General features: G+C 46.6%; 23 protein-coding genes. 13 read left to right on the forward strand and 10 right to left on the reverse strand.

The genetic code is table 11. The annotated features are described in order from the left end of the window. Positions 1-32: 32 nt before the first annotated feature. The 3 genes from BLT53_RS17935 to BLT53_RS17945 are packed head-to-tail and all read right to left on the reverse strand — an operon-like array spanning position 33 to position 4,367. On the reverse strand, positions 33-1,469 hold the full coding sequence (locus BLT53_RS17935; RefSeq protein WP_090237137.1) for a M20 family metallopeptidase: 1,437 nt from the start codon (positions 1,467-1,469) through the stop codon (positions 33-35). A gap of 12 nt (positions 1,470-1,481) precedes the next feature. After that, positions 1,482-2,795 (reverse strand): M20 family metallo-hydrolase, encoded by a 1,314-nt coding sequence (locus tag BLT53_RS17940; RefSeq protein WP_090237139.1) that lies wholly within the window; start codon positions 2,793-2,795, stop codon positions 1,482-1,484. 30 nt (positions 2,796-2,825) lie between these two features. Next, entirely contained in the window at positions 2,826-4,367 is a 1,542-nt protein-coding gene (locus BLT53_RS17945; RefSeq protein ID WP_090237140.1) for an AbgT family transporter, read from the reverse strand. A 225-nt stretch (positions 4,368-4,592) separates the two neighbouring features. Here BLT53_RS17945 and BLT53_RS17950 point away from each other — a divergent pair, with 225 nt between their 5' ends. Beyond that, positions 4,593-4,841: a hypothetical protein gene (locus BLT53_RS17950; protein ID WP_139168434.1), complete on the forward strand. Its 249-nt coding sequence runs from the start codon at positions 4,593-4,595 to the stop codon at positions 4,839-4,841. 84 nt (positions 4,842-4,925) lie between these two features. Here BLT53_RS17950 and BLT53_RS17955 read toward each other — a convergent pair whose 3' ends face one another. Then, positions 4,926-6,227: a helix-turn-helix domain-containing protein gene (locus BLT53_RS17955; protein ID WP_244520498.1), complete on the reverse strand. Its 1,302-nt coding sequence runs from the start codon at positions 6,225-6,227 to the stop codon at positions 4,926-4,928. A 190-nt stretch (positions 6,228-6,417) separates the two neighbouring features. Here BLT53_RS17955 and BLT53_RS17960 point away from each other — a divergent pair, with 190 nt between their 5' ends. Together BLT53_RS17960 and BLT53_RS17965 are read left to right on the forward strand one after the other, a co-directional pair. Next, positions 6,418-7,203, forward strand: a complete 786-nt coding sequence (locus tag BLT53_RS17960; protein ID WP_090237143.1) for an SDR family oxidoreductase — start codon at positions 6,418-6,420, stop codon at positions 7,201-7,203. A 143-nt stretch (positions 7,204-7,346) separates the two neighbouring features. Continuing rightward, a complete protein-coding gene (locus tag BLT53_RS17965) occupies positions 7,347-8,096 on the forward strand; it encodes an SDR family oxidoreductase (RefSeq protein WP_090237145.1) in 750 nt (249 codons plus the stop codon). A gap of 131 nt (positions 8,097-8,227) precedes the next feature. On the opposite strand, the gene BLT53_RS17970 is transcribed toward BLT53_RS17965, so the two are convergent. Beyond that, on the reverse strand, positions 8,228-8,404 hold the full coding sequence (locus BLT53_RS17970) for an anti-repressor SinI family protein (protein ID WP_090237146.1): 177 nt from the start codon (positions 8,402-8,404) through the stop codon (positions 8,228-8,230). A gap of 312 nt (positions 8,405-8,716) precedes the next feature. Here BLT53_RS17970 and BLT53_RS17975 point away from each other — a divergent pair, with 312 nt between their 5' ends. Together BLT53_RS17975 and BLT53_RS17980 are read left to right on the forward strand one after the other, a co-directional pair. Further along, complete coding sequence (locus BLT53_RS17975) at positions 8,717-10,018, forward strand: MFS transporter (protein ID WP_090237538.1); 1,302 nt, start codon at positions 8,717-8,719, stop codon at positions 10,016-10,018. Positions 10,019-10,032: 14 nt separating this feature from the next. Next, complete coding sequence (locus BLT53_RS17980) at positions 10,033-11,466, forward strand: amidase (protein ID WP_090237148.1); 1,434 nt, start codon at positions 10,033-10,035, stop codon at positions 11,464-11,466. A gap of 86 nt (positions 11,467-11,552) precedes the next feature. On the opposite strand, the gene BLT53_RS17985 is transcribed toward BLT53_RS17980, so the two are convergent. Then, positions 11,553-12,170: a GntR family transcriptional regulator gene (locus BLT53_RS17985; RefSeq protein WP_090237540.1), complete on the reverse strand. Its 618-nt coding sequence runs from the start codon at positions 12,168-12,170 to the stop codon at positions 11,553-11,555. 209 nt (positions 12,171-12,379) lie between these two features. On the opposite strand from BLT53_RS17985, the gene garR reads away from it, so the two are divergent. From garR to BLT53_RS18000, 3 genes are all read left to right on the forward strand, one after another. Next, positions 12,380-13,306, forward strand: coding sequence for a 2-hydroxy-3-oxopropionate reductase (garR, locus tag BLT53_RS17990; RefSeq protein ID WP_090237149.1), 927 nt, complete (start codon positions 12,380-12,382; stop codon positions 13,304-13,306). Continuing rightward, the gene (locus tag BLT53_RS17995; RefSeq protein ID WP_090237151.1) at positions 13,278-14,714 is read left to right on the forward strand and encodes a four-carbon acid sugar kinase family protein; all 1,437 of its coding nucleotides are present in this window, start codon (positions 13,278-13,280) and stop codon (positions 14,712-14,714) included. Before garR ends, BLT53_RS17995 begins: the two co-directional genes overlap by 29 nt. Before the next feature lie 66 nt (positions 14,715-14,780). After that, positions 14,781-16,103, forward strand: coding sequence for a gluconate:H+ symporter (locus BLT53_RS18000; protein WP_090237152.1), 1,323 nt, complete (start codon positions 14,781-14,783; stop codon positions 16,101-16,103). A 44-nt stretch (positions 16,104-16,147) separates the two neighbouring features. Here the strand turns inward: BLT53_RS18000 and BLT53_RS18005 are convergent, their stop codons facing one another. After that, a complete protein-coding gene (locus BLT53_RS18005) occupies positions 16,148-17,308 on the reverse strand; it encodes an ROK family transcriptional regulator (RefSeq protein WP_090237153.1) in 1,161 nt (386 codons plus the stop codon). A gap of 192 nt (positions 17,309-17,500) precedes the next feature. Between BLT53_RS18005 and BLT53_RS18010 the strand changes: the two genes are divergently transcribed. Both BLT53_RS18010 and BLT53_RS25650 read left to right on the forward strand, forming a co-directional pair. Further along, on the forward strand, positions 17,501-18,490 hold the full coding sequence (locus BLT53_RS18010) for a Gfo/Idh/MocA family protein (RefSeq protein ID WP_090237155.1): 990 nt from the start codon (positions 17,501-17,503) through the stop codon (positions 18,488-18,490). Between the two features lie 33 nt (positions 18,491-18,523). Further along, the gene (locus BLT53_RS25650; RefSeq protein WP_280138825.1) at positions 18,524-18,658 is read left to right on the forward strand and encodes a hypothetical protein; all 135 of its coding nucleotides are present in this window, start codon (positions 18,524-18,526) and stop codon (positions 18,656-18,658) included. 130 nt (positions 18,659-18,788) lie between these two features. Here the strand turns inward: BLT53_RS25650 and BLT53_RS18015 are convergent, their stop codons facing one another. From BLT53_RS18015 to BLT53_RS18020, 3 genes are all read right to left on the reverse strand, one after another. Further along, positions 18,789-19,535, reverse strand: a complete 747-nt coding sequence (locus tag BLT53_RS18015; RefSeq protein WP_090237156.1) for a sulfite exporter TauE/SafE family protein — start codon at positions 19,533-19,535, stop codon at positions 18,789-18,791. A gap of 148 nt (positions 19,536-19,683) precedes the next feature. After that, positions 19,684-19,842: a hypothetical protein gene (locus BLT53_RS25160; RefSeq protein ID WP_170834419.1), complete on the reverse strand. Its 159-nt coding sequence runs from the start codon at positions 19,840-19,842 to the stop codon at positions 19,684-19,686. Between the two features lie 2 nt (positions 19,843-19,844). Next, a complete protein-coding gene (locus BLT53_RS18020) occupies positions 19,845-20,276 on the reverse strand; it encodes a MarR family winged helix-turn-helix transcriptional regulator (protein WP_090237158.1) in 432 nt (143 codons plus the stop codon). A gap of 433 nt (positions 20,277-20,709) precedes the next feature. On the opposite strand from BLT53_RS18020, the gene xylA reads away from it, so the two are divergent. The 3 genes from xylA to BLT53_RS18035 all read left to right on the forward strand — a co-directional run bounded on the left by xylA (position 20,710) and on the right by BLT53_RS18035 (position 25,447). Then, the gene (gene xylA, locus BLT53_RS18025) at positions 20,710-22,041 is read left to right on the forward strand and encodes a xylose isomerase (RefSeq protein WP_090237160.1); all 1,332 of its coding nucleotides are present in this window, start codon (positions 20,710-20,712) and stop codon (positions 22,039-22,041) included. Between the two features lie 91 nt (positions 22,042-22,132). Beyond that, positions 22,133-23,632 (forward strand): xylulokinase, encoded by a 1,500-nt coding sequence (xylB, locus tag BLT53_RS18030; protein WP_090237161.1) that lies wholly within the window; start codon positions 22,133-22,135, stop codon positions 23,630-23,632. Positions 23,633-23,791: 159 nt separating this feature from the next. Further along, a complete protein-coding gene (locus BLT53_RS18035; RefSeq protein WP_090237163.1) occupies positions 23,792-25,447 on the forward strand; it encodes a glycoside hydrolase family 43 protein in 1,656 nt (551 codons plus the stop codon). Positions 25,448-25,478 lie beyond the last annotated feature (31 nt).

A 25,478-nucleotide genomic window follows, 5' to 3' on the forward strand; every position in this document is an offset into this window, starting at 1 on the left:
TGATGGGAGAGCTGCCTTCTTATTAATCATCTTTAAAGCGGAGAAGGCGTAACCCCTTCTGGTATGGGACAATCATACGTTTGCCCTTCTGTTTGACTGTCCAGTTCATCCTTGGCCTGCTTCACAATCTCTGGGTCCTGAAGAATCTCCCATGCTGTGCCGGCCAGCACTTTCGCTGCCTGAAGCATGCCTTTGTGGGCCAGGGAGGTGGCACCCTGGCTGACGAGCTGCCAGGTATGGAGCGGTGTTCCAAAAACAAAGCAGGATCCGAAGAATTGGGCGGTCGGCACTGTCCAGCTGACATCGCCCACATCGGTAGAACCGAACATCAGCTCAGTCGTTTCTTCAAACGGAAGAACGGCTTCAAGGAATGTGCTATTAACGGTCTTCAGCCGGCTATTAGGCGTGAGCTTGTTGATTTCCTGGATCGTATTTTGAATATCATCTGCGGTAATCTGCTGGTGAATTTCCTCTGCAAACTTCATCTCGTTCTGGTCATAGTCAGGAATCCCATAGATTTCAAGCTGTTTATGCATAATGCTACCGAGCGAGGTGTTTGGCAAGTAATTGGAGCACGCTTTATCGAACCGGACATCGACCTCGGTTTCTGTCATGAGTGCTGCGCCTTTGGCAATGTTCAGCACCCGGTTGTAGATGCTCTTCACATCGCTCATTTGCGGCCCTCGGATGAGATAAAGCACCTCAGCTTCCGGCTGAACGACGTTCGGTGACAGTCCGCCCGTATTGGTGATGGCATAGTGGACGCGTGCTTCGGGAATGATATGCTCGCGCAAATAATTGACACCAACATTCATGAGCTCTACCGCATCCAGTGCGCTTCTTCCCAGGTGGGGAGAGTTAGCGGCATGGGACGCTTTTCCTTTGAACGTAAACGCAATCTGATAGTTTGCGAGAGACGAGAATGAAAAGATGCCGCTGTAAGAGCCCGGATGCCATGTGAGGGCACAATCGGCATCCTCAAACAGTCCTTCTCTTATCATGAAAGTTTTTCCGGATCCGCCTTCTTCACCCGGACAGCCATAGTATTTAATGGTTCCCTTTACTCCTTCTGCTTCCATCTGTTTTTTTAAGGTAATGGCAGCCGCTAGAGGAGCGGTTCCAAGAAGGTTATGTCCGCACCCATGGCCGTTGCCGTTTGGGACCACAGGATTTGGTAAAGCTGTCTTTGCGTGCTGGCTTAATCCGGGGAGGGCGTCATATTCACCCAGAAGTGCAATGACGGGCTTGCCCTGTCCATACGTAGCGATAAAGGCCGTCTCGATTCCGCCAACGCCACGTTCTACATTGAATCCTTCTTTCTCAAGCGTACCGGCAAGAAGGTCAAAAGATTGGTATTCTTCGAATCTCGTTTCTGCCAAACCCCAGATGGTGTCGCTGAGGTTAATATACGTATCCCGGTTTTCTTCAATGAGTTTTTCAATTTGGGAGACAGACTCTGCTATTTTCATAATTAACACCGCCTATTTAAGAATGAATTTCTCAACATGGGACACGAGCTTTTCAAGGGAGGAAACCGCAATTTTCATGGCCGATTCATCAATATCGAATTTCTCGTGATGATGGCCGGCAGCAAGCGTTGTCCCGAAGATCAGATACGTGGCATAGCCGCCAAGCTCTTTGACTCGTTCCAGCATATAGGTCGCATCCTCGGAGCCCGAGCCAAACGGGGAATCACTGATCACTGAGTCTACACCCTCGATATCCTTGACGATTTCTTCCACGTACGTTTTTAGCTCCGGACTAGAATCACTCGTCTTGGCCTCACCCACAACTTCCGTTTTGACTTCCACATCATGCATGGAGGCAGCTCCGTAAATGATGTTCAGCGCTTGTTTGAGGATATATTGATTGATCTCGGTCGTTTCGCCACGAGTTTCCACTTTTAAATGTGCCGAAGAAGGAATGATATTTCGTCCGGTTCCGGCTTGAAACACACCAACGTTAATTCTGGATTGGCCGGCGCTGTGCCTGCTGATGCCGTACAGATTCAGTACAGCCGTCGAGGCAGCGAGGAGCGCGTTTTTTCCGTCTTCCGGATTGCTTCCGGCATGTGCGGCTTGCCCTGTATAGTCCACATCAATTTTTGTGGTGGACAGGAATCCATTGGCTCCGCTCACGATCTGTCCGAGCGGAATGCCCACGCCGATATGAGAGGCAAAAAAGACATCCACGTCATCAACAACACCTGCCGCTACCATGGATTTGGCCCCGCGGACACCTTCTTCTGCCGGCTGAAAGATCAATTTTATTCTTCCGGTCAGTTCGTTCTTTTTATCGGATAAAAGCTTGGCCAGGCCAAGACCGATGGAAGTGTGGGCATCATGGCCGCAGGCGTGCATCATGTTGACGTTTCGGGATTGAAAGCCTTCCTTCACCGGCACATGGGAGGCATCTGACGACTCCTTCAAATCGAGCGCGTCCATGTCAAAACGAAGCCCGACCGTTGGCCCGGGTTTGCCTGTGTCCAGGAGGCCGACCACTCCGGTAAAGCCGCCAGATAAATAAGGAAGCCACTTGGGAGCAGCTCCCTGGGCAAGCGCACGTTCTTCCTGTTCTTTTAAAAAGGATTCGGGAGGCACACCCATGCGGGACTCTTCATCTACCACTTCCTTTCCTGCCTTTACTTCATACCCCCACTCTTCCAGACGGGATGCTACAAGTGATGCCGTACGGAATTCCACCCATCCAGATTCGGCGTGCTGGTGGAAGTCTCTGCGCCATTCTATAATTTGCGGATATAAATCATGAACAGAACTTGTTTTTGTTGTTGTCATTTGTAATCACTCTCCACGATGTTCAAAGTTTTAATTAATGTACATGCCGACTCCCGGTCCAACCGGAATGCCTAGAAGTCCGAAGGCCAGAAGCAAGATAATCCATACAATCAAAAATACAACCGTATATGGAATCATTAACGACATCAGCGTGCCGATTCCCGCCTTTTTGTCATATTCATTCATGAACGACAGCAGAATGGCGAAGTACGGATTAAGCGGTGTGACCATGTTGGTGGAAGATTCCCCGATGCGGTAGGCCACCTGAATGAACGCGGGATTATAATTCAGCAGCATCAGCATCGGCATGAAAACCGGAGCCTCCAGTGCCCATAGTGCTGAGCCGCTGATGATGAACAGGCTGAGGAAAGCTGTTACGAGCACAAAGCCAATAACGACGGGCAGCCCGGTCAAGTTGATGGAGCTCAAGCCGTCTGCTGTATTAACCGCAATCCATGTGGCAAGGTTGCTCCAGTTAAAGTAGGCAATAAACTGGGCGATGGCAAACACGAGCACAATATAGCCGGCCATATCCCGGATGGAATCGGTCATCAGTGCAGGCACATCGCTCGTTTTCTTAATTTTTTTCATTGTGACCCCGAATGTGACGCCAACGGTAATGAAAAAGAGCAGGATAATAGGCACAATCCCGTCCAAAAACGGGGAAGGGATAATCGTTCCGCCATCTCCTCTCAGTGGAGAGTTTGGAAGAAACAGCACAAGAGCCACAAGCCCGATGTAAACAATGGCAGCGATGAATGCGTTGCGAAGCGCCTTATTTTCAAGGGTATTGGAGGTGAAATCGAGTTCCTTTTTTCCAGTTTCTCCGTCATAGGCGCCAAGGCGGGGTTCAATAAATTTCTCTGTCACCAGGCCTCCGACGATCGTCAGAACAATAGTGGAAACGCTCATAAAGTACCAGTTATCCACAGGTGAAACAGACGCGTTCGCATCAATCGTTTGAGCCACTTCAGTAGAGATGCCGGAAAGAAGCGCATCTGTTCCTGCGATTAAAATATTGGCCGTAAATCCAATTCCCGAACTGGCAAAACCAGCAGCGAGCCCTGCGATCGGGTGGCGCCCGATGGAGTAAAACACTACAGCGGCCAAGGGCGGAATGATAACAAAAGCGGCATCGGACGCAATGTTGGCCATAATGCCAATGAAAAACACGGTATAAGTGATAACCGATTTGTGTGCTTTAATAATCGTCTTTGTGATCACGCTCTCGAACAATCCGACGCGCTGGGTCAGCCCAATCCCGAGCACCATCGCCAAAACAAGACCGAGCGGTTTAAATCCGGTGAAATTTTCAAGCATGGACGTGAGTATGAATTTCAAGCCTTCACCGGAGATCAGGCTTTTGACTTTCAGTGTTTCTTTGGTTGCAGGATGCACAACAGATACATCAAACAAGCTGACAAGTGCAGATAAAACAATCATGAATAATGCCAGATACACAAAAAGCATAAAAGGGTGGGGAAGACGGTTCCCAAGCCGTTCAATGGTATTTAATAAACCTGAAATGTTCCTTGCACTTCTTTTTTGAACACTGGCTGATAGTTCTGCCATTTCAAAATCACCTTCTTTTGCAGTTTTTTTATTAACGGAAATTGTCCGTTAATCTTCCGATAACAAAGTATTCAGCAAAGTCTGACAAAATCCTTCTTCTATTACAATAAAAATTTTAATCATGTTAAGATTCCTTACATATTTATGGAATATAGGATAATAAAGGAGATTTTAAAATGAAAGCGAATTCATTTAATGGGGATTTTTTTATGGAGGTGAATGGCTTTGAAACTATTTAATTTTTTCTCAAAAAATGTACCGGTTTATACCGCATTTGACCAGGGCACGTATTTTAAGGTAGCTCAACGATTTCAAAGCGAAGGCTTGCGTTACAAAGTGAAACGTGTGAACCACGGAAGCTGGGCGCCTGGCTCTCACTTCAGTTCAAACGATTTTAATGGATCAACCTTTTATGAATTTTTTGTTAAAAGTGAGGAAGAGCATAAAGCCTATCAGGTATTGTCAAACTTATGAGAGAACCTTAAGGATGAGTGGTTCTGTGAGTAGCCTGCTAAAGCTTATCTTCCAAACGTAAAAGCCCTCCATTATGGAGGGCTTTTACAATTTCAGCGCATAAATTTTGCGAGGCCGGCCGCGGTATCCGGACTGTTCCTCGCCGGTGACCTCAGCCAGGTTTAATTTTTCGAGTTCAGTTAATATGCGCCTTGCGTTTCGTTCGGTTCCTTTTAGCCATTGCGATACTTCCAGGGCGGTAACGGTATTCTTTTTATAATGCTGGGCGAACGATTGAATTTTCCCGACTACCGCCGGACTGAGGTTGGCGTTTTTTAAGGTTTCCTTCCAATGGTCTCCGAGTGTCCGTCCGTTATAGGAGACCTGTTCATTGGTCTGCAGGCTTTCGGTTACGGTTTTGTCCTCATTCACCTGGATGATCACCGGCTTGTCATACCGGCGGGCAAACCGAAAGGCGAGTCTCACGTTTTGCTCGGCCTCAAGCGCCGTTAGGCCGTAGCCGAGCCCGATGTTGATTTGCAGGTTGCTGTGAAGCTTCGTATCCTCGATCAGCTGGTGCAGCGAATTGTCTCCGAAGTGGAGGTCCATTTCGCCTCGGGTGGTGTAGATGTAAAAATGATCGTCACCGATCTGCTGAAATGAACCATGGACCAGTTCTGCATAATGAAGCAGAATCCGTTGCAGCTCAAGCTCCTGTTGCCTCCGTTTGTACGTGTAAAAGGACTCGTCGGAAGAGGACGGAGAATCGAATACGGTGATGCCGAGAATCGCCGTCTGGGCTTTCTTGTACCATTGCGACAGGCTGTACTCTTTTAAATACTGAAGCATGAGCCGGATGGACGGGATGCCAGGCGTTACCCGGTAACAAGGGATTCCCAGCGCCTTCAGCTCAAAATACACCTCTTGGATAAACGTAATGGCAACCTCAGTTTTTCCCTCTCTGTACAGTTGGACATGAAAATCAATCAGGTCCTCTGGAGGAAGGTAGCCGGTATACGGAAGAGTATACAGTTGAAAAGTCGGAATGGTTTCGCCAATATCTTTGAGTTCCTCATCCTGAATACTGTCGAGGCTCATGGTTGAAAAAATTTTGTCTTCTTTCACCTGAGCTTCCAGTAAGGTTTTATACAGGCTGATGCCGTTTACGGGTGCATAACTGCCTTCTTTTTCTTCGATGATTCCGTTGGCCAGAGCATAATGGTAAGGGGCCTGACCGGAAAAAAACCACTGGTCCACCCGGTGTTTGTTTCCCTCGATTAAAGTCACGGTTTCCTCGAGCCTTTTATAAACAAATGGAAGGACATCAATATTATCGAAATGTTCTGCTGCTTTTTTGACCAATTCTACTGAATCGGACGGACCGATCACGCCTAACTGAATTCTCATGATAAAACGTCCTTTTGGAAGCAATGGGCCTTCTTTTTTCAGGGCCAGAGGCTCCTCATTTACTGGATAACTCTATTCTTATCATAAAACAGGAAGGGAATGGTTTTCAAATCTTCCATGAAGTTTTAGCGCAGCGGTGAAAAGGGAAGAAAGAAATGGGAGAGTAAATGATCAGGAGGAGTTTTACTATATGTCAAAAACCATTTTTATTACAGGTGCAGGAAGTGGACTGGGGAGAGGGACAGCCATCGGGCTCGCCCAAAACGGGCATAAGGTAATTGCAACGACGGAGCTGACGTCCCAGCAAAGTGATCTCATGAAGGAAGTGCGTGAAAAGAATCTCGATATTGAAGTCTTCAAGCTTGATATCACCAACGAGCGTGACCGCGGGCAAATTAAGGAGCATGATTTTGATATCTTTTTGGCCAATGCGGCGATCAATGAAGGCGGGCCATTGTCGGAAGTTCCTTTGGACCGTATTAGAGCGCTGTTTGAAGTGAACGTATTTGCCACACTTGAAACGGTACAGCTTGCCGCCGCGAAGCTGGTGGAAAAAGGGTTCGGGAAAATTGTATTTATGAGTTCCATCGCTGGGATTGCGGCTACTCCCTACGTTGGTCCATATACGGCAACAAAACATGCCATTGAGGGCATCGCACAGACCTTGCGGAAGGAATTGGAGGAGTTCGGTGTACAGGTGGCGACCATCAACCCTGGCCCATTTGCGACTGGTTTCAACGACCGGAGTGCAGAGGAGAAGTACAAGTGGTTTGAAAAAGGAAAGAATTTCACACGGATCGAGGATATGAAAAAACAAGAGGAAAGTTTAAAAGATCAGTACGATCCGGAAGACATGATCCGCAAAATGGTGGAAATCATTCCATTGGAGCACCACCCATTCCGCACCGCCTATCCGGAAGAAACCGAAAAGAAAATGAAGGATTCCGAAAAGGAACATTGGGAACTGGAAATTTAAAAGCTGACATCAAAAAGCACTCATACAACGAGTGCTTTTTATCTTTGACAAAACCCATCCATTTACACAGAAAGAAAGGTTCGCTACACTTATAGACAGACAATTCAGCCAATACATACTCATAAACAGAAGGAGAGTTGTTTATGTTTTCACTGGAAGGTAAGGTTGCGGCGATTACTGGTGCAACCAGGGGAATTGGCCGTGAGATGGCACTTGCCCTGGCGGAAGCTGGTGCTGACGTTGCGCTTCTACAGCGGAACACCGCCGATGAGACTGTAAAAAAAGAGATCGAAGCTCTTGGGCAGCGTTCGATGATTGTACATTGCAACCTAGAGGAGCAGACTCATGTTCGGGATGCCATCCCGACCGTGGTGAGAGAGCTTGGCAAGATCGATATTCTGGTGAACAATGCCGGCATCCAGCGCCGGTCTCCCTCGGTATCATTCTCGGAAACCGACTGGGATGATGTCATCAATGTCAATTTAAAGTGTGTTTGGCTGTTATGCCAAGAAGCAGGAAAGTTCATGGTTCCGCAGCAGTCGGGAAAAATTATTAACATGGCTTCCCTCTTATCGTTTCAGGGCGGATTGACCGTCCCGGCGTATGCCGCAGCAAAAGGCGGCGTAGCTCAATTGACAAAAGCCCTGTCCAATGAATGGGCGAAGGAAAATGTCAACGTGAATGCCATTGTTCCGGGATACATCGCTACGGATATGAACTCTGCGTTAATTGCGGATGAAACGCGAAACCGTCAGATTCTTGAACGGATACCGGCAGGACGATGGGGATCCGCTGAAGATTTTAAGGGGACTGTTGTGTTTCTTGCATCGGATGCATCAAACTATATTCATGGCCATTTGCTGGCGGTAGATGGAGGCTGGCTCGGCAGGTAAGGGAGCAAGGGAAAAAGGCAGCATTTCTGTTTGGACCAGAGCCGCTGCCTTTTTTCGTATATAGAGGTGTGTATGTGCTGTGATTGTTAGTAGTACGTTTAAGTACCATAGAGGAACGGGTGCTTAGACTATTACTGCGACTTTTTCTCACTTAAAAACTGTGTAAATTGCTCTTTTGTTATGCTGGAATCCATGGCTTCTTTTACAAGTTTCAGCCATTCAGGATCTGTTAGCTCGTCTTTAGCTGGAATGGAGACGTTATTCATTTCTTGATGTGGTACTTTCAAAATCTTAAATGTTTTGTACATTATACACACTCCTTATCTAACTAAATAGTAATTCATTTGTAAACCGAAATATGAGTGGCAATTTGCAACATTTGTATTTAATTTAAAAATAAACGATGTATCATAAGATTCGCACGATTCAGAACAGTTTAAAACCGTCACAAAAAATTATTTTTAAAGGACTATTTTTCAGTGTTTATTTCACTTTGTGAATTTATCATTATGTGTATTGTTACAGGTTGAATTGTTACAGAAAGGGAATAGATTAAGTGTTTTACATAACGAAGGGAGAGAATTAGCGTGAAGGGGAAATACCGGTATTTTATCATCGGCATGATTGTATTTATGACCGTTGTGAACTACATCGACCGGGGTGCCATCTCCTATGCCCAAGAGGCGATCATCGGGGAATTCGGATTGAACCCAAAGACGTGGGGGCAAATTCTAGGGTATTTTGGCTACGGTTACATGTTTGGTGCCTTGTTCGGAGGCATGTTGGCGGACAAAAAAGGACCGAAGTTTGTTTGGATCGTAGTCGGGATTGCCTGGTCTCTTTTTGAAATGGGCACAGCTTTTGCCGGAGAAATCGGTCTTGCCTTGTTTGGCGGATCGGCCATTGCCGGTTTTGCCGTTTTCCGGATTCTTTTTGGCTTTGCGGAAGGACCAACCTTTTCAACCATTAACCGGACGATGGCGAACTGGGCAGCACCGAAAGAAAGAGGATTTGCTGCTTCACTCGGATTGTTGGGAACGCCACTTGGTGCTCTTCTGACAGCACCCATTGCTGTTGCGCTATTATCGTTTACCAGCTGGAAAGTGATGTTTATTATTCTTGGTGTCATCGGATTGATTTGGATCATTGCTTGGATGAAGGTGTTTACCGATCAGCCGGAGGACAACCCGAAGGTATCCAAGGAGGAACTGGCTGAAATCCGGAATGAAAAGGAGCTGTTAAGTTCAGAAAAACTGGTGGACGAAAAAGAGGAAGAGCAGGTACCATGGCATCACTTTTTCCGTAATCCGACGTTGATTATGAATGCGATCGGATACTTCGCGTTTCAGTATGTTAATTTCCTGATCTTAACCTGGACACCGAAATACTTGCAGGATACGTTTGACTTTAAACTTGCCTCCCTCTGGTATTTGGGAATGATTCCATGGGCAGGTGCGTGTGTGACCGTGCTGCTGGGCGGAAGAATTTCCGATTTTCTCCGAAAAAAAACAGGAAGTCTTCGCATTGCGCGCTCAGGTCTGGCGGTTGTGTCCCTGCTGTTAACGGCAATCTGTTTTATTCTTATTCCAACTGTAAATAGTGTGACCGCGGTTCTTACGCTTATGACAATTGGAAATGCGTTTAACTTTTTGCCTAACTCTGTGTATTGGACCGTCATCATTGATACGGAGCCGTCCAAGGCGGGTACGTTTGGCGGAGTCACTCATTTCTTCACCAATATTGCCACCATTGTGGCACCGACTTTAACCGGGGCTTTGGTGGCCATGAGCGGCTACGGAGCCATGTTTGTCGCGGCTGCCATCGCTTCTGCAGTGGGTATGGTCGCGATGATCTTTGTTAAACCGGGAACCTCCAAACGCAAGATTAATCCATCATCAACAGCCAGCCGGCCGTCTGTTTGAAGGAGAGGGAATCGATGAATAACAATAAGGTTTTACATTTAAGTCTTTCGGCACTCTCTGAAGAAATCAAATCGAAAGAGATTTCGCCTGTAGAGGTCGTCCTTGAGTTATTGGCGAGAATTCAAGAGATCAACCCTGTGGTTAACGCCTTTATCACGGTCCTTGAAGAGCAGGCGGTGAAAGAAGCGAAGCAGGCAGAAGAGGAAATCATGGCGGGACACTGCCGGGGACCGCTTCATGGTATCCCGGTCGGACTGAAGGATCTGATTTATACAAAGGGAATCCGGACAACAATGGGCTCTAAAATTTATCAAAACTATATCCCGGACCGGGATGCAACCGTTGTACAGAAGCTAAAAAAAGCCGGAGCGGTCCTAATCGGCAAATGCAACACACAGGAGTTCGCATATGGGCCGACAGGCGATGCTTCGTACTTTGGCCCGGCACGAAATCCGTACAATCCTTCAAAAATGACTGGAGGCTCGAGCAGCGGATCGGGAGCGGCAGTGGCTTCTGGCCTGTGTTTTGGAGCACTGGGAACAGATACGGGGGGATCCATCCGGATTCCCGCTGCAGCTACAGGGATTGTGGGGATGAAACCAACCTTCGGACGGGTAAGCAAGGCTGGGGTTCACCCGCTTGGCAGGACACTCGACCATGTGGGGCCAATGACGCGCAGCATCCGTGATAATGCTATGCTGCTTTCCGTGCTGGCCGGTTTTGATCATGAGGATCCATTCTCCCATAATCTTGGGAACGAAGATTTTACGCGCTGTATCGGTGAGTCCATATCCGGAAAAGTCATTGGTATTCCAACCAGCTTTTATTTTGACCGGGTGGATGAAGAGGTGAAGGGCAAGGTAAAGAAAGCGATTAAGGTGTTGGAAGACTTAGGTGCTGTCATACAGGATGTGGAGATTCCTGTATTATCAAAGGTTTCCTATGCTCAACTCAAAACCCTGCAAAGTGAAGCCTATGCACTTCATGAAGAACTTGTCCTCTCTCGTCCGCAGGATTACCAGGCACCGGTTCTGGAACGACTGAAACAAAGTGCAGAAGCTCTCGGGTTTGAATATGTAAAAGCTCAGGATATCCGCCAGGAAGCAAGAGAAGCCTTCAACACGGTGTTTGACCGGGTTGATGTGATTGCTGCGCCGACCGTTGGCATTTTGCCGCCGGATATCGGACAAACGGAAATCTTCGTTGGCGGGAAAACAGAGCAGGTCCGTTCGGCGCTTTTGCGATTGACGGAACCAGCTTGTGTAACAGGTCTGCCCAGCTTGTCTGTCCCTTGCGGATTCTCTGAAAGGGCACTTCCAATCGGCTTGCAGTTAATCGGCAAACCGTTTAGTGAGGCCCGGCTGTATCAAGTTGGAGCGGCCTTTGAGCAGGAAGCCTCTCTATCAACACTGAAGTGGGACGTGCCGCCGCTCGTACAACAATCTTAGTTATTTAGTGAAGCATCTGAGGATTCAGGTGCTTTTTTTGTGCCAAAAAAAACATCCCTCAATAACTGAAGGATGTTAAAGTATCGTCAGCCGATGATATGGAGGCAAAAATCCAAGTCCGCTTGCAGGTGGCTTTTCATCAGATCTGCGGCTTTTTCCCCGTTTCGTGCTTTAATGGCTTCGTAAATTTGTTCGTGTTCATCGATGAGATGAGGGCGCTGATTAAGAACAACGGTTTTGCGAAACAGATAAATCAGCGACTGCATACGGTCAATCGTATCAATCATGACAGCATTATTGCTGGCCCGTACGATAATTTCATGAAACCGCTCATTGGCGTCCATGATTTCTTCATTCGTTCCTTTTCTTCCGATCTCCACACATTCATACAGTGCCTGTAAATCCTGTTCAGGGAGAAAGGAGGCTGCACATTGAGCAGCATACCCTTCGAGCAGGATCCGCATTTGAAAGTTATTCCGCAGATCCTTTTCCGTCGGTTTGACGACCCGTTTATTGATAATGAGCCCTTCGTATTCCAGCTTCCGAATGGATTCTCTGATAGGTGTCCGGCTGAAGCCCAGTTCGGAGGCTATTTTTTCTTCCACGATCTTAGTGCCCCCTGGGAGTTGGCCATTTAAAATCCTGTCCCGAAGGACAGCGTAGGATTGATGGGTGGCCGAGCGTGAACGATCATTTTCCAACACAATTTTCACCTCAAGTTCCTTCAACAGTCTATCTACATCTTACCAAAACCATGGAGAAAAAAATATAACCGTTCCTTGTTCAGACGAATATTCGTATACAAATTTATTAAAAATGTATACAAAAATTAAAAAACCGTGTACAATGTCAACTGTAAGCATCACTGAAAGCGATTGCAGATCGATTTCACCAAACTCAAGGAGGAATATCGATGGAACACAAGGTTGGTTTTATTGGACTGGGAATCATGGGTAAGCCCATGTCATTAAATTTGATAAACGCAGGATTTTCAATAACGGTTTTTGATTTGAATCAGGAAAGTGTAAACGCTGTCGCAGATGCAGGAGCAACATCTGCCGGCTCTCCAAAGGAAGTAGCGGAACAAAGCGATGTCATCATTACGATGCTTCCGGCATCCAAGCACGTACAGCAAGTCGTATTGGGAGAGAACGGAATTTTGGAGGGGGCCAAAGAAGGCTCCGTCATTATCGATATGAGTTCCATAACACCTGACGTATCCCGCGAGCTGGCAGAGCAGGCAGCAAAGCAAGGCGTTGAGATGCTTGATGCGCCTGTAAGCGGTGGGGAGCCAAAAGCAATCGACGGAACGCTTGCCATTATGGTTGGCGGGAAAGAGGACGTTTTTGAAAGCGTTCTTTCTGTTTTATACGGAATGGGTAAAGACGTCACGCTGGTGGGCGGAAATGGCTGCGGGGTTACTGCAAAACTGGCCAATCAAATTATTGTAAACCTTAACATTGCGGCTATGTCGGAAGCGCTGGTGCTGGCTGCTAAAGCAGGAATTGATGTGGAGAAAATGTACAAGGCGATCCGGGGAGGACTTGCGGGAAGTGCGGTGCTTGATGCGAAAGTGCCGATGATTCTTGATCGAAACTTCGTTGCCGGAGGCAGCATTGCCATCAACATGAAGGATATTGGCAATGTGATGGATACGGCTCACGATATCGGGGTTCCACTCCCGCTGTCCAGCCAGCTTCTTGAAATCTTCCATACCTTAAAAGTGGATGGAAAAATCAATGACGACCATGGAAGCATTGTGAGGTATTATGAAAAACTTGCACAGATCGAAGTAAAGAGGGGGATTAACCATGACGAAAAATCAGAGAGTCTCCGCTGATCTTCTCGAAAATCTTCCAACGCTTCTTAATGATAAAGCAGATGCGCTTATACAGGAAGCTCTTGGGACATTCAATAAAAAAGTTATCGTGCTGGATGATGATCCAACAGGCGTTCAAACGGTGCATGACATTTCGGTATTCACCGACTGGTCTGTTGAGAGCATTACAAAAGGCTTTTTGGAAGAGCAGTCCATGTTCTTTATCCTGACGAACTCCAGAGGATTCACCGAAGAAGAAACAGCGAGGGAGCATATCAAAATCGCTGAAAATATTCTTGCGGTATCCAAGAAACTGAACCGTGATTACCTGATCATCAGCCGTGGCGATTCCACGCTCAGAGGGCATTATCCGCTGGAAACGACTGTGCTTAAGGAAACGATCGAATCCGCTTCCGAAAAAAAGATTGATGGAGAAGTGATTCTGCCGTTCTTTAAAGAAGGTGGACGTTTCACTGTAAATAATATCCACTACGTTCAGGATGGCAGTGAGCTTGTGCCGGCAGGCGAAACCGAGTTCGCGAAGGATCGTACCTTTGGCTATACCAAGTCGGACCTGGGTGAATGGATCGAGGAAAAATCCCGCGGAGAATATAAAGCAGCCGACACTCTCTATCTTCCGATTGAAACGTTGCGTTCCATGGACGTTGACGGGATTGCCAGCCAGTTGATGGAGGTTAAAGGTTTCAACAAAGTCGTCGTGAATGCTGTGGATGAGGGGGATGTAAAAATCTTTACAGCCGCGCTCATTCAAGCGATCAATGCAGGAAAGAACTTTTTGTTCCGGAGTGCAGCAGCGCTGCCAAAAGTCATAGGCGGTGTACAGGATAAGGCATTGCTTACAAGAAACGAAATGATCCAGGAAGAAACTGGACATGGCGGACTCATCATCATCGGCTCCCACGTAAAGAAAACCACAGAACAACTGGAGCGGTTAAAAGAAATAAAGGAAATCGAATTTATTGAATTCAACAGCCATCTCGTTTTGGAGCCGGAACGCTTTTTGCAGGAAACCGACCGTGTCATTGAAACCACAGAATCACTCGTACGTTCGGGTAAAACGGTGGCGGTCTATACGAGCAGGGAGCGTCTCGATCTCGGCGAGAACAAAAAAGAAGAGGAACTGAAACTATCCGTCGCCATTTCCGATGCCGTTACAAGCATTGTAACAAGGCTTCAGGTCAAGCCGAATTTCCTTATCGCCAAAGGCGGAATCACTTCAAGTGATGTCGGGACAAAAGGCTTGAGCGTTAAACGGGCAACGGTGGCCGGGCAGGTCCGGCCGGGAATCCCGGTTTGGCGAACAGGAGACGAAAGCAAGTATCCTGGAATGTCCTATGTGATTTTTCCGGGCAATGTTGGCACGAAAAGCGACTTAAAAGAAGTAACTGAAATGCTTATTCATCCTTAAGAATTGAGGGGATGCACGGCAGAAGAGTGGTGCATTCCGGACTACAGAAGAAAAGAGGTAGAAATCATGCCAATCGTATATATTTGCATAGGGATTGCCCTGTTGTTGCTGCTCATGGTGGTCTTTAAGTTAAACGCTTTCATCTCATTGATTATTGTTGGAGTGCTTGTCGGGATTATGGAAGGCATGACCCCGGCGGAAGCTATGACGTCAGTAACGAACGGTTTGGGCGGAACGCTTGGAAGCCTGGCTCTGGTCATCGGGTTTGGAGGCATGCTCGGTAAATTGATGGCAGACTCGGGCGGTGCACAGCGAATCGCTACCACATTGATCCGGGTATTTGGCAGAAACCGGGTTCAGTTTGCTGCTGTTCTTACTGCTATCATTGTTGGAATCGCTTTATTTTTTGAAACAGGCGTGGTTGTCCTTATTCCGCTCGTCTTTGTTATTGCAGCGGAAGCGAGTGTGCCTATTCTCTATATCGGGATGCCGGTCATTGCGGCGCTCATTACGATGCACGGATTTGTTCCGCCGCATCCGGGGCCAACGGCGGTTGCCGGAATCTTTCATGCCAATCTGGGTCTGACCTTGCTGTACGGAGTGATTATCGCAGTTCCCGCCGTTATTCTGAGCGGGCCGATGTACACCAGGCTCTTTAAGAAAGAAGATCTGGAAGTTGAAATTCCAAAAGGATTGTTTACACCAAAGCATTTTGAAGAACATGAGATGCCTGGCTTTGGCATCAGTGTCTTTACGGCTCTTATTCCTGTTATTTTGATCGCCTTCCAGGCAGTTGTGGAAATTGCCACGCCGGATTCTTCACTGGTTCCGACGGCTCAGTTCCTTGGAAATCCGGGAGTTGCCCTATTAATCGCGGTCATCGTCGCCATTTTCACATTTGGCTTGAACCGCGGAAAGAAAATGCCTGAACTGATGAACTCGGTCTCAGAATCCATCGCAAGCATTGCCATGATCCTGTTGATCATTGGTGGTGGGGGTGCCTTCAAGCAAGTACTGATCGACAGCCATGTGGACAAATATGTGGCAAACCTAATGGAAGGTTCATCAATGTCACCCTTGCTGCTTGCCTGGCTGATCGCAGCCATCCTTAGGGTCGTTCTCGGATCAGCAACAGTAGCCGGGATGACAGCCGCGGGGATTGCCGCCCCATTAGTGGCGGCGACACATGTCAGTCCGGAGCTCATGGTTCTGGCTACCGGAGCAGGAAGCATGACCTTCTCCCATGTAAATGATGCAGGGTTCTGGATTTACAAGGAATTCTTTAATCTTTCCATTGGGAAAACGATCAAAACCTGGTCCGTGATGGTTACCATTGCATCGCTTGTTGGTTTGGCAGGTGTATTGATTATTAACGCGCTGATCAGTTAAAAAAACACCGGTTTCAGGAATACCCTGAACCGGTGTTTTGCTGTTTAGAGGACAGTGACGCCATCGCGGATAAAGTTTTCAACAACAAAAGCGGAAACGCCAAGTGCTGCTGAATGAACCGAAAGCCGAGAGAACTGCAGCTGCACTTCTTTTTGATGAAACGGAAGGGTATGGGTTTGGATGGTTTCCAGTATCGGTTTTTCGAGCCATTGTTTGGCGACCACCAGCCGATTCCCAATAATGACCTGCTCGGGGTTAAAGGCGTTAATGATGTTGTTCACGCCGATTCCGATGGAGGCTCCAATTTTTTCAAACAACGCAATGGCTTCCGAGTCGTTCTCTTCTGCCAGCGCAACCAGTGATTCGAGTGTGGCATCTTGTTGGGGTGCCATTTCGAGCAGTGCGTTTTCAGAAGCATAAACCTCCCAGCAGCCCTGGCTCCCGCAGCTGCATTTTTTGCCGTTGGCCTGAATGATGACATGTCCGAGTTCTCCGGAGTATCCGTTTTTGCCTTGGTATAATTCTCCGTTCAGAATAATTCCGGCACCAATTCCGATTCCGGCACTGACATAAATGATGTCCTGAAAGCTTTGGCCGGCTCCCAGCTGCTTTTCGCCATATGCGCCTGCATTGGCTTCATTTTCAATAAGGACCGGCAGCTTGAACTCTTCTTCAATATGCTGTTTTAACGAAATGTTGCTCCAGTTCAGGTTTGGGGCAAAAAGAACAGTTCCTTGCTTGTCCACAATGCCTGGTACGCCGATTCCAATTCCGACTGCACCGTAGGAGCTTTCAGGCATTTCAAGGATCAAAGAGCGGATCATTTCACTGACCACGTCTGTCACTGCTTCAAACGCCACATTCTTTATCGGCTGATTTTTTTCAATAAGGATGTTTCCTTTTAAATCCGTCAGAATGCTCAAGACGTAATTGACCCCGATATCAATACCGATTGCATATCCGGCGGTCTTGTTGAAGTGAAGGAGTACTGGCCGCCGCCCCCCGCTGGATTCCCCCGGGCCGGATTCAAAGATCAAATTCTCTTCCAGAATATCGTTCACAAGAGAGGAGACGGTCGCTTTGTTCAGCCCGGTAATTTGGGCGATGTCGGCGCGTGAAACGGGTTCTTTTTCGATGATCGTCTGCAATACGAGCGATTTATTGTTTCTTTTTACAACTTGCTGGTTCCAGGTAATGGTCTGCATAAAATTCTCCTAACATTTGAGCGTTTATATTAGTATAAACTTAGTTTGGTCAATATACAAACTTAGTTATTCATGCTAAGATAAGAAATAGAAAGAACAGTGAATCCATTTACTTACAATTATAAAACAATACAGAACAGCTAACCATGCTGTAAAACCAGACGATCACACTTTTAAAATGGAGGACAAAACATGAAAAAAGTCCGCTGGGGTGTATTAAGTACTGCAACCATTGGTTTGACTCAGGGCATACCGGCCATACAGCGATCGGAAAATGCAGAACTCGTTGGCTTGGCTAGCAGGGGAGACAGAGGGAAGGCAAAGGCTGAAGAACTGTCGATTCCAAGGTACTATGATAGCTATGAAAAGCTGCTGGATGACCCGGAAATTGAATCCGTTTACATTCCGCTGCCCAATCACCTGCATCTGGAATGGGCGGTAAAAGCAGCCCGCAATGGCAAGCATGTTCTGTGTGAAAAGCCGGCATTTCTTCATGCAGAAGATACGAAGGGAATGGCGGAGGTGTGCCGCGAACAGGGTGTTTATTTTATGGAAGCCTTTATGTATCAGTTTCATCCTCAGCACGAACGTGTGAAAGAAATTATCGCCTCCGGGGAGATCGGCGAGGTGAAGCTCATGCGCTCAAGTTTTTCTTTTTATATCAGTAACCGTGAAGAAAATATCCGGTTGAGCAAGGAAAAGGGCGGTGGAAGCATTTATGATGTTGGCTGTTATTCCATCCATGCCGCCCGGTCGATCTTACAATCCGAACCGGTCGAGATACAGGCGTTCTCGGATCTTGATCCTTCTACCGGTGTGGATCTCTCTTCTGTTGTTCATATGAAACTGGAAAACGGCAGCCCTGTCGTGTTTGATTGCAGTTTTGATATGGCCAACCGGGAAGAGTACGAGGTGGTCGGGACAAAAGGAACGATTACAGTGAATCGGGCTTTCCGCCCCGATGTGTATGGCGGAGAGGGTCTGATCCTGATTCGGACAAAGGAGGGGCAACGGGAAGAAAGAGTGGCAGGTGACCAGTATCGCAGCCAGATCGAACACTTTTCCGCCTGTATTCTTGATGGGAAAGAGCCGTCATATACGCTTGAAGAAACCTATAAAAATATGCTGGCCATTGATGCCTGCTACCAATCGATCCAAAAACGCCAGCTCGTAAATCTTTAACTACATAGTAAAAAAGAAAGCAGGGAAACAAAAATGGGTAAAAATATCTTTTTTAATGCACACCATTCACCAATGGGAGCTTTTTCAAGCTTTACCCTTGGATATCATGGCAATGGAGGAGGCATTTTCAATAAGGTAGTGAAGCAAGGGATAAACAAAATTGACTAGAGGAAACGAGAAGAACGGCTTTGAATCAAGCGGAAACTGCAACAGTATAAAAAGTAAACTGCCTAATCCTAATTGGATTAAAATGGCGTGTGAACTGATATCAGTTTACACGCCATTTTTTCTGATTTATTCAGGGTTTGATCAACAATAAAATACCGAGCAACACGATAAGAGTAAATACGTAACGCTCAAATTTATGAGGAGGGATTCGCTTATGTAAATAGGTGCCAAGTAAAGTAGCAATAACTATAATAGGAAGGGAAAGCATAAAAAGGAAAAACAGATCCTTTGTCCATAATCCGCCAATTGCCTGGCCAAAAACAACCAGTACACCAGAAATAAGGAAATGAGCTTGCAAGGTTGCTTGAAACTGATCTCTTTGCCAACCCTTCATCGTTCCGTAAACCACAACGGGTACACCATTAAAGTTATAAGCACTGCCAAGTAAACCGGAAGCGAATCCGAAAGGCAGGGCCCAAACAGACCGTTGTAATACCGTTTTTCTTGCCTGATTAACTAACGTCGCTTTGACTAGTGAATAAACGCCATAAACAATAAGAAAAATTCCAAGCGAAACAGTTATGATAACTGCCGGGGCAAAAGAGACCAAAATCAAGCCAACTGGAATTCCAAGAAAAGCCGATGTGGCGAGCAGAACAAGAGACGAGCGGTCAATGTGCCGCCATCCAGCAGCCACACTAAGACAAGCCACTGTAAGTCCTGCCAGGCCAATTAATGAAATTGAAGTATGCAAGTCAACGGGTAATAGTGCTAGTAAAGGCATACTCACTATGGCTTCTCCAAAGCCAAAAGTTGCCCTCATCAACGCCCCAATAAAAACTACTGTGATAATCAATATAATAAGAGTAGTACTCATAGTTATATAACAACTCCAGAAATTAGAATTATTGCTTAAATTAAACACCCAGCCCGAGTAATATCTAACCACTAAAATAGTGTCATATCTGCTGTTTCTCTGGTTCATTCTCCCGAATTGTCAATAAATCCAAATATTCGTAATTACTCTATACCTTCTTCGCACGTCGGCTCATTAAGATGGTAATCACAGTGGCTGCGATGACTCCGGTGATCAGGCATTTATACATATCTTTAAACAACAGACCCATGACCACTCCTGTTATTACACCGGCGGTAATGATGGTAACCCGTTCCCTTTGATTCATGTTTATCCCTCCATTTTGGTTAATAAAACATTTACTTTATGAAGCGCGAACTGCAAATCCCGTTGTTCTTCCTCGTTTAATTTCGTGAGGTTTTGGCTGAAACGGTTGTAGATTTCCGCCCATTTCTTTTCTTGAACCTCTTTACCTTTTGGAGTGAGTGCAATCAACACAGCCCGTTTGTCCTTGGGATCAGGTTTTTTTACCACATAGCCTTGAACTTCAAGAGCGCTGACGACATTGGTCAGCTGCTGCTTGGCGATATCCAGGCCGGTACTGATTTCTTTAAGGTTAAACGCCCGCTTGTTCATGAACAGATACTCAATGACATGGTTCTGCATATGGCTTAGTTCTGTAGCATTTTTATTTAATTCACTAAAGCTGCCAAACAGGTTGGGGATTAGTGCGATATATTCTTGTGCGAGTTCTTTCTTCATCAGGCTTCTCCTTTTTAAGTGCTTATTGTAAATATATTATTACTAAATTCGCTTTGATTCAATTATTTTAATGGTATTTAGTAAAATTATAATTACTAAATATAAGAGCTGAGTTAGGTTTTGGATACTATGGTGCGAGAGAAACTCGCCTCGTGTTCTCATAGGCCTGGTCGTAGTGTATGGCGTGATTATTTTTCATTAATTTCAAGAAAACATCGGCTTCTATCCGTAAGGCTGAGGAAAAGGAATTTAGCCTACGTCGTTAATCTAGTCGATTATAAACATAGTTTCATTTATTTAGTTTGTTTGATAGACAAACTAAGTTGTAAGGTGCTATAATCGGTTTAACAAATCAGCTGCTGGCCGATACAGCCGATAATGTAAGCGGCTACATTTTTGGTTCTGAACAGCAATCAAGGGGGAAGTACATACCATGGCATATTTTGAAGGCGTGAAACAAGTTCAATTTGAAGGAGCGGATTCCAACAATCCTCTCGCGTTTCGTTATTACAATCCCGCTGAAGTGATCAATGGAAAAACAGCGGAAGAATGGCTCCGTTTTTCAGTCGCTTACTGGCATACTTTTACAGCAGATGGAACTGACCCGTTCGGAGTAGGAACTGCCATTCGTCCATGGGATCAATTTAAAGGGATGGACCTTGCCAAAGCACGTGTGGACGCTGCCTTTGAACTGTTTGAAAAGCTCGATGTTCCGTTTTTCTGCTTCCACGATGTGGACATTGCACCAGAAGGAAGCAATTTAAAAGAAACCAATGAAAATCAGGACGTTATCGTAAATATGATTCAGGAGTACATGAAAACAAGCAAAGTAAAATTGCTTTGGAACACAGCGAACATGTTTACCCATCCACGTTATGTGCATGGAGCTGCCACCACTAATAATGCCGATGTGTTCGCCTATTCTGCGGCGAAAGTGAAAAAAGCGCTGGAAGTGGCCAAGCGGCTTGGCGCTGAAAACTATGTGTTCTGGGGAGGACGCGAAGGATATGAAACCCTCTTAAACACAGATATGAAGCTGGAGCAGGATAACCTCGCTCGTTTCTTCCATATGGCTAAGGATTACGCAAAAGAAATCGGATTTAGCGGGCAATTCCTTATTGAGCCGAAGCCGAAGGAGCCAACGAAGCATCAATATGACTTTGACGTGGCAACGGGTCTTGCGTTCCTGCAAAAGTACGACCTAGAGGATACGTTCAAATTCAACGTGGAAGCCAACCATGCGACGCTTGCGGGCCATACATTTGAACATGAACTGAGAGTGGCTCGAATTAACGGCATGCTTGGATCTGTCGATGCGAACCAGGGAGATACGCTTCTTGGCTGGGATACTGACGAATTCCCGACAGATCTGTATTCTGCTACACTGGCCATGTATGAAATTCTTAAAAATGATGGCCTGGGCAGCGGCGGCTTGAACTTTGATGCGAAGGTTCGAAGAGGATCATTCGAACCGGAGGATCTGTTCCATGCCCACATTGCTGGTATGGATTGCTTTGCCATCGGTTTGAAGGTAGCGAGCAAACTGATTGAAGATCGTGTTTTGGATGCCTTCATTGAAGACCGCTACAGCAGCTATACAAGAGGAATCGGCCTTGACATTGTTGAAGGGAAAACAGACTTCCATGCTCTGGAAGCTTATGCGTATCAATTGGGTGATATCAAGAACCAATCTGGCCGCCAGGAGCGCCTGAAAGCAGCGGTAAACCGCTATATCATTGAAACATTGTCCAGTGTGACTGTGTAAGAAAAGAATACCAATCATTAACCATCCAAAAGTGCTGGACATCAAAAATTGCCCAGCACTTTTTTATCACTAGAAAAAGGAATGATCAAACATGAAGTATGTCATCGGTGTAGATTTAGGTACAAGCGCGGTAAAAATTTTGCTCGTGAACCAGAAGGGGGAGGTATGCCAGGAGGTTTCCAAATCCTATCCTCTGATTCAGGAGAAGTTTGGATACAGTGAACAGGAACCAGAGCAGTGGGTAAAGCAAACGACCGAAGGCCTGAAGGAACTGGTTGCCGAATTTAAAGGAAATCCTGAAGATATTGAAGGAATCAGTTTCTCGGGTCAGATGCACGGGCTCGTTTTACTCGGTGAAACCAATCAGGTGCTTCGGAACGCGATTCTTTGGAACGACACACGCACCACTCCGCAATGCCGGGAAATCGTTGAAACGATTGGCGAACAGCAGTTGCTTATGATAACGAAAAACCCGGCGCTGGAGGGCTTTACCTTGCCAAAAATTCTGTGGGTGAAGGAGAACGAGCCAGAAATTTTTGAAAAAGCAGCTGTTTTTCTTCTGCCAAAGGATTATTTGAGATACCGGATGACCGGCAGTTTGAACAGTGAGTATTCCGATGCGGCGGGCACTCTGCTCCTCGATGTCAGCGGGAAAAAGTGGAGCGAGGAAATGTGCAGAACATTTGGCATTGATGCGAGTCTTTGCCCTCCGCTTGTGGCATCACATGATTGCGTTGGAAAAATCACCCAAGAATTCGCTCATGAGACAGGCCTTGCTCCTTCGACAGGCGTTCACGCCGGCGGTGCTGACAATGCATGCGGTGCAATAGGCGCTGGAATCCTGTCTGAAGGCAAAACGCTGTGCAGCATCGGCACATCCGGTGTGGTGCTGTCGTATGAAGAAAGAAATGATCAGGACTTTGACGGCAAGGTCCACTATTTTAATCATGGCGAGGAAAATGCCTTCTATACGATGGGAGTAACATTGGCAGCAGGTTACAGCCTGAGCTGGTTTAGAGAATGCTTTGCTGCGGATGAACCGTTTGAATCGTTTCTACAGGACATAGAAACGGTGCCAGCAGGATCCAACGGTCTGCTGTTCACACCTTATTTGGTTGGTGAGCGTACCCCGCACGCCGATTCTAGCATCCGTTCAAGCTTTATTGGCGTGGACGCCTCTCATGAGCGAAAGCATTTTATCCGGGCAGTGCTTGAAGGAATTACCTTCTCGTTAAATGAATCGATCGAGATTTTCAGGGACCATGGAAAAACGATTGATACGATCATTTCCATTGGCGGTGGAGCCAAGAATAAGACCTGGCTGCAGATGCAGGCGGATATTTTCAATGCCACGATCGTCAAGCTTTCCAGTGAACAAGGACCGGGGATGGGTGCGGCCATGCTCGCAGCGTATGGCACGGGCTGGTTCTCCTCTTTAAAGGAATGTGCAGAATCCTTTATCGAGTCAGCCAAAACCTATCAGCCAAACAGCGAAAATGTGGAACGCTATAAAAAAATATTCGGAATCTATCAGCAAGTGTATTCGCAAACGAAAGAAATGAACCAACAGCTGATGGAATTAAGAAACTAGTCTAACTTGCGAGATTGCCAGGTAAAACGGGTGGTAGATGGATCACTGTATCAGACGACCCATTCTGGAATCACGGCGCATTCAAATATCGGAAATGATTACAATTGGAAATCAAGGATGAACAAAACAGAAAAATCTATTAAGAACGGAGGACCTAGTATGTCTGAAATCATCAATCCCATTTTGCGGGGCTTTAATCCTGATCCGTCCATAATAAGGGTAGAAGACGATTATTATATCGCAACGTCCACCTTCGAATGGTTTCCGGGAGTACAGATTCATCATTCAAAGGATCTGAGGAACTGGGAGCTGCTGCCGCATCCATTAACTCGCCATAGCCAGCTTGATATGCTCGGTAACCCAAGCTCTGGCGGTGTTTGGGCGCCTTGTCTCAGTTATCACGAGGGTACCTTCTATCTCATTTATACGGATGTAAAAAGCCATATAGGCCCGTTCAAGGATACGCACAACTACCTGGTAACGGCGACAGATATCCGGGGGCCCTGGTCTGAACCGATCTATTTGAACAGCAGCGGCTTTGATCCTTCCCTGTTCCACGATGATAATGGAAATAAATGGCTGGTGAATATAGTTTGGGATCACCGCAAAAATAAAAATTCGTTTGGCGGTATATTGCTTCAGGAGTACTCCGCCCAGGAAGAAAAGCTTGTCGGGTCCATCCGTAATATTTTTAAGGGAACAAGCTTAGGGCTTACTGAGGCGCCTCATCTTTATAAAAAGAACGGCTATTATTATCTTGTCACTGCCGAGGGAGGAACGCGGTATAACCATGCAGTAACCGTAGCCAGGTCACAGAGTCTTTTTGGTCCGTATGAAGTGGATCCCAAAGGACCGGTGCTGACTTCAAAAGGAAAACCAGAGTTGGCGCTGCAAAAGGCCGGACATGCGAGCATTGTTGAAACTCAGGACAATGAGGTGTATATGGTGCACCTGACCGGTCGTCCGCTGCCTGGCTCGGAAAATTGCAACCTTGGGCGCGAAACCTCCATCCAGAAAGCGGTATGGACCGATGATCAATGGCTGAGACTTGAAGACGGAGGTAACCGTCCCCATGAAAGAGTGGAAGCACCATCCCTCCCTGAGTTTACAATTAAACCCGTGCCTGAAACTGAGGATTTTGATGGAGAAGGGCTTAGCATCCATTTTAATTCCCTGCGCGAACCGATGAGCGAGGAATGGGTATCGGTAAAGGAACGACCCGGTTATCTCAGGCTAAGGGGAAGGGAATCCATGAATTCCAACCACAGGCAAAGTTTGATCGCCAGAAGACAGCAGGCGTTTTCGATCGTGGCAGAAACAGAGGTGGAGTGCCGTCCACAGACCTTTCAGCACATGGCGGGACTGATCTATTATTACAACAACCGAAACTATTATTATCTCTGCATCAGCAAGGATGAGGAAGCAGGAAAGTGCCTGTATATCATGAGCAATGACCGGGGTGATTATGATGAACCATTGGCTGCCCCTATCTCTATTGAAGGATGGGAAAAGGTGTATTTAAAGGCGGAAATTGAGTATCATGCTCTCCAATTCTATTATTCTCCCGACGGGGAAAATTGGACAGCTGTGGGCCCTGTTCTGGATGCCGGGAAAATCTCAGATGACCATGCCGAATTGAAAAAAGGCGGCACCTTGCTGGATCAAGGATTCACAGGCGCTTTTATTGGCCTATGCAGTCAGGATTTAAGCGGACGGGACTTTTATGCGGATTTTGATTACTTTTCATACGTGGAGAGGGATAATGAAACGCAGATCAGCCATAAAACAGAAAAAGCGCGGTATGTAGCCCAATAATTATATGGAGAAGGGAATTGAGGGATCCAGG

This window comes from Fictibacillus solisalsi (assembly GCF_900103485.1).
Lineage (GTDB): Bacteria > Bacillota > Bacilli > Bacillales > Fictibacillaceae > Fictibacillus_C > Fictibacillus_C solisalsi.

Coding starts and splice junctions, on each gene's coding strand:
- BLT53_RS18010 (WP_090237155.1), top strand. CDS start 17,501: ATGAAAAAAGTCCGCTGGGGTGTATTAAGTACTGCAACCATTGGTTTG.
- BLT53_RS25160 (WP_170834419.1), bottom strand. CDS start 19,842: ATGAATCAAAGGGAACGGGTTACCATCATTACCGCCGGTGTAATAACA.
- BLT53_RS17935 (WP_090237137.1), bottom strand. CDS start 1,469: ATGAAAATAGCAGAGTCTGTCTCCCAAATTGAAAAACTCATTGAAGAA.
- BLT53_RS18015 (WP_090237156.1), bottom strand. CDS start 19,535: ATGAGTACTACTCTTATTATATTGATTATCACAGTAGTTTTTATTGGG.
- BLT53_RS17995 (WP_090237151.1), top strand. CDS start 13,278: ATGACGAAAAATCAGAGAGTCTCCGCTGATCTTCTCGAAAATCTTCCA.
- BLT53_RS18005 (WP_090237153.1), bottom strand. CDS start 17,308: ATGCAGACCATTACCTGGAACCAGCAAGTTGTAAAAAGAAACAATAAA.
- BLT53_RS17970 (WP_090237146.1), bottom strand. CDS start 8,404: ATGTACAAAACATTTAAGATTTTGAAAGTACCACATCAAGAAATGAAT.
- xylA (WP_090237160.1), top strand. CDS start 20,710: ATGGCATATTTTGAAGGCGTGAAACAAGTTCAATTTGAAGGAGCGGAT.
- BLT53_RS17955 (WP_244520498.1), bottom strand. CDS start 6,227: ATGAGAATTCAGTTAGGCGTGATCGGTCCGTCCGATTCAGTAGAATTG.
- BLT53_RS17975 (WP_090237538.1), top strand. CDS start 8,717: ATGATTGTATTTATGACCGTTGTGAACTACATCGACCGGGGTGCCATC.
- BLT53_RS25650 (WP_280138825.1), top strand. CDS start 18,524: ATGGGTAAAAATATCTTTTTTAATGCACACCATTCACCAATGGGAGCT.
- BLT53_RS17965 (WP_090237145.1), top strand. CDS start 7,347: ATGTTTTCACTGGAAGGTAAGGTTGCGGCGATTACTGGTGCAACCAGG.
- garR (WP_090237149.1), top strand. CDS start 12,380: ATGGAACACAAGGTTGGTTTTATTGGACTGGGAATCATGGGTAAGCCC.
- BLT53_RS17945 (WP_090237140.1), bottom strand. CDS start 4,367: ATGGCAGAACTATCAGCCAGTGTTCAAAAAAGAAGTGCAAGGAACATT.
- BLT53_RS18020 (WP_090237158.1), bottom strand. CDS start 20,276: ATGAAGAAAGAACTCGCACAAGAATATATCGCACTAATCCCCAACCTG.
- BLT53_RS18000 (WP_090237152.1), top strand. CDS start 14,781: ATGCCAATCGTATATATTTGCATAGGGATTGCCCTGTTGTTGCTGCTC.
- BLT53_RS18035 (WP_090237163.1), top strand. CDS start 23,792: ATGTCTGAAATCATCAATCCCATTTTGCGGGGCTTTAATCCTGATCCG.
- BLT53_RS17980 (WP_090237148.1), top strand. CDS start 10,033: ATGAATAACAATAAGGTTTTACATTTAAGTCTTTCGGCACTCTCTGAA.
- xylB (WP_090237161.1), top strand. CDS start 22,133: ATGAAGTATGTCATCGGTGTAGATTTAGGTACAAGCGCGGTAAAAATT.
- BLT53_RS17940 (WP_090237139.1), bottom strand. CDS start 2,795: ATGACAACAACAAAAACAAGTTCTGTTCATGATTTATATCCGCAAATT.
- BLT53_RS17960 (WP_090237143.1), top strand. CDS start 6,418: ATGTCAAAAACCATTTTTATTACAGGTGCAGGAAGTGGACTGGGGAGA.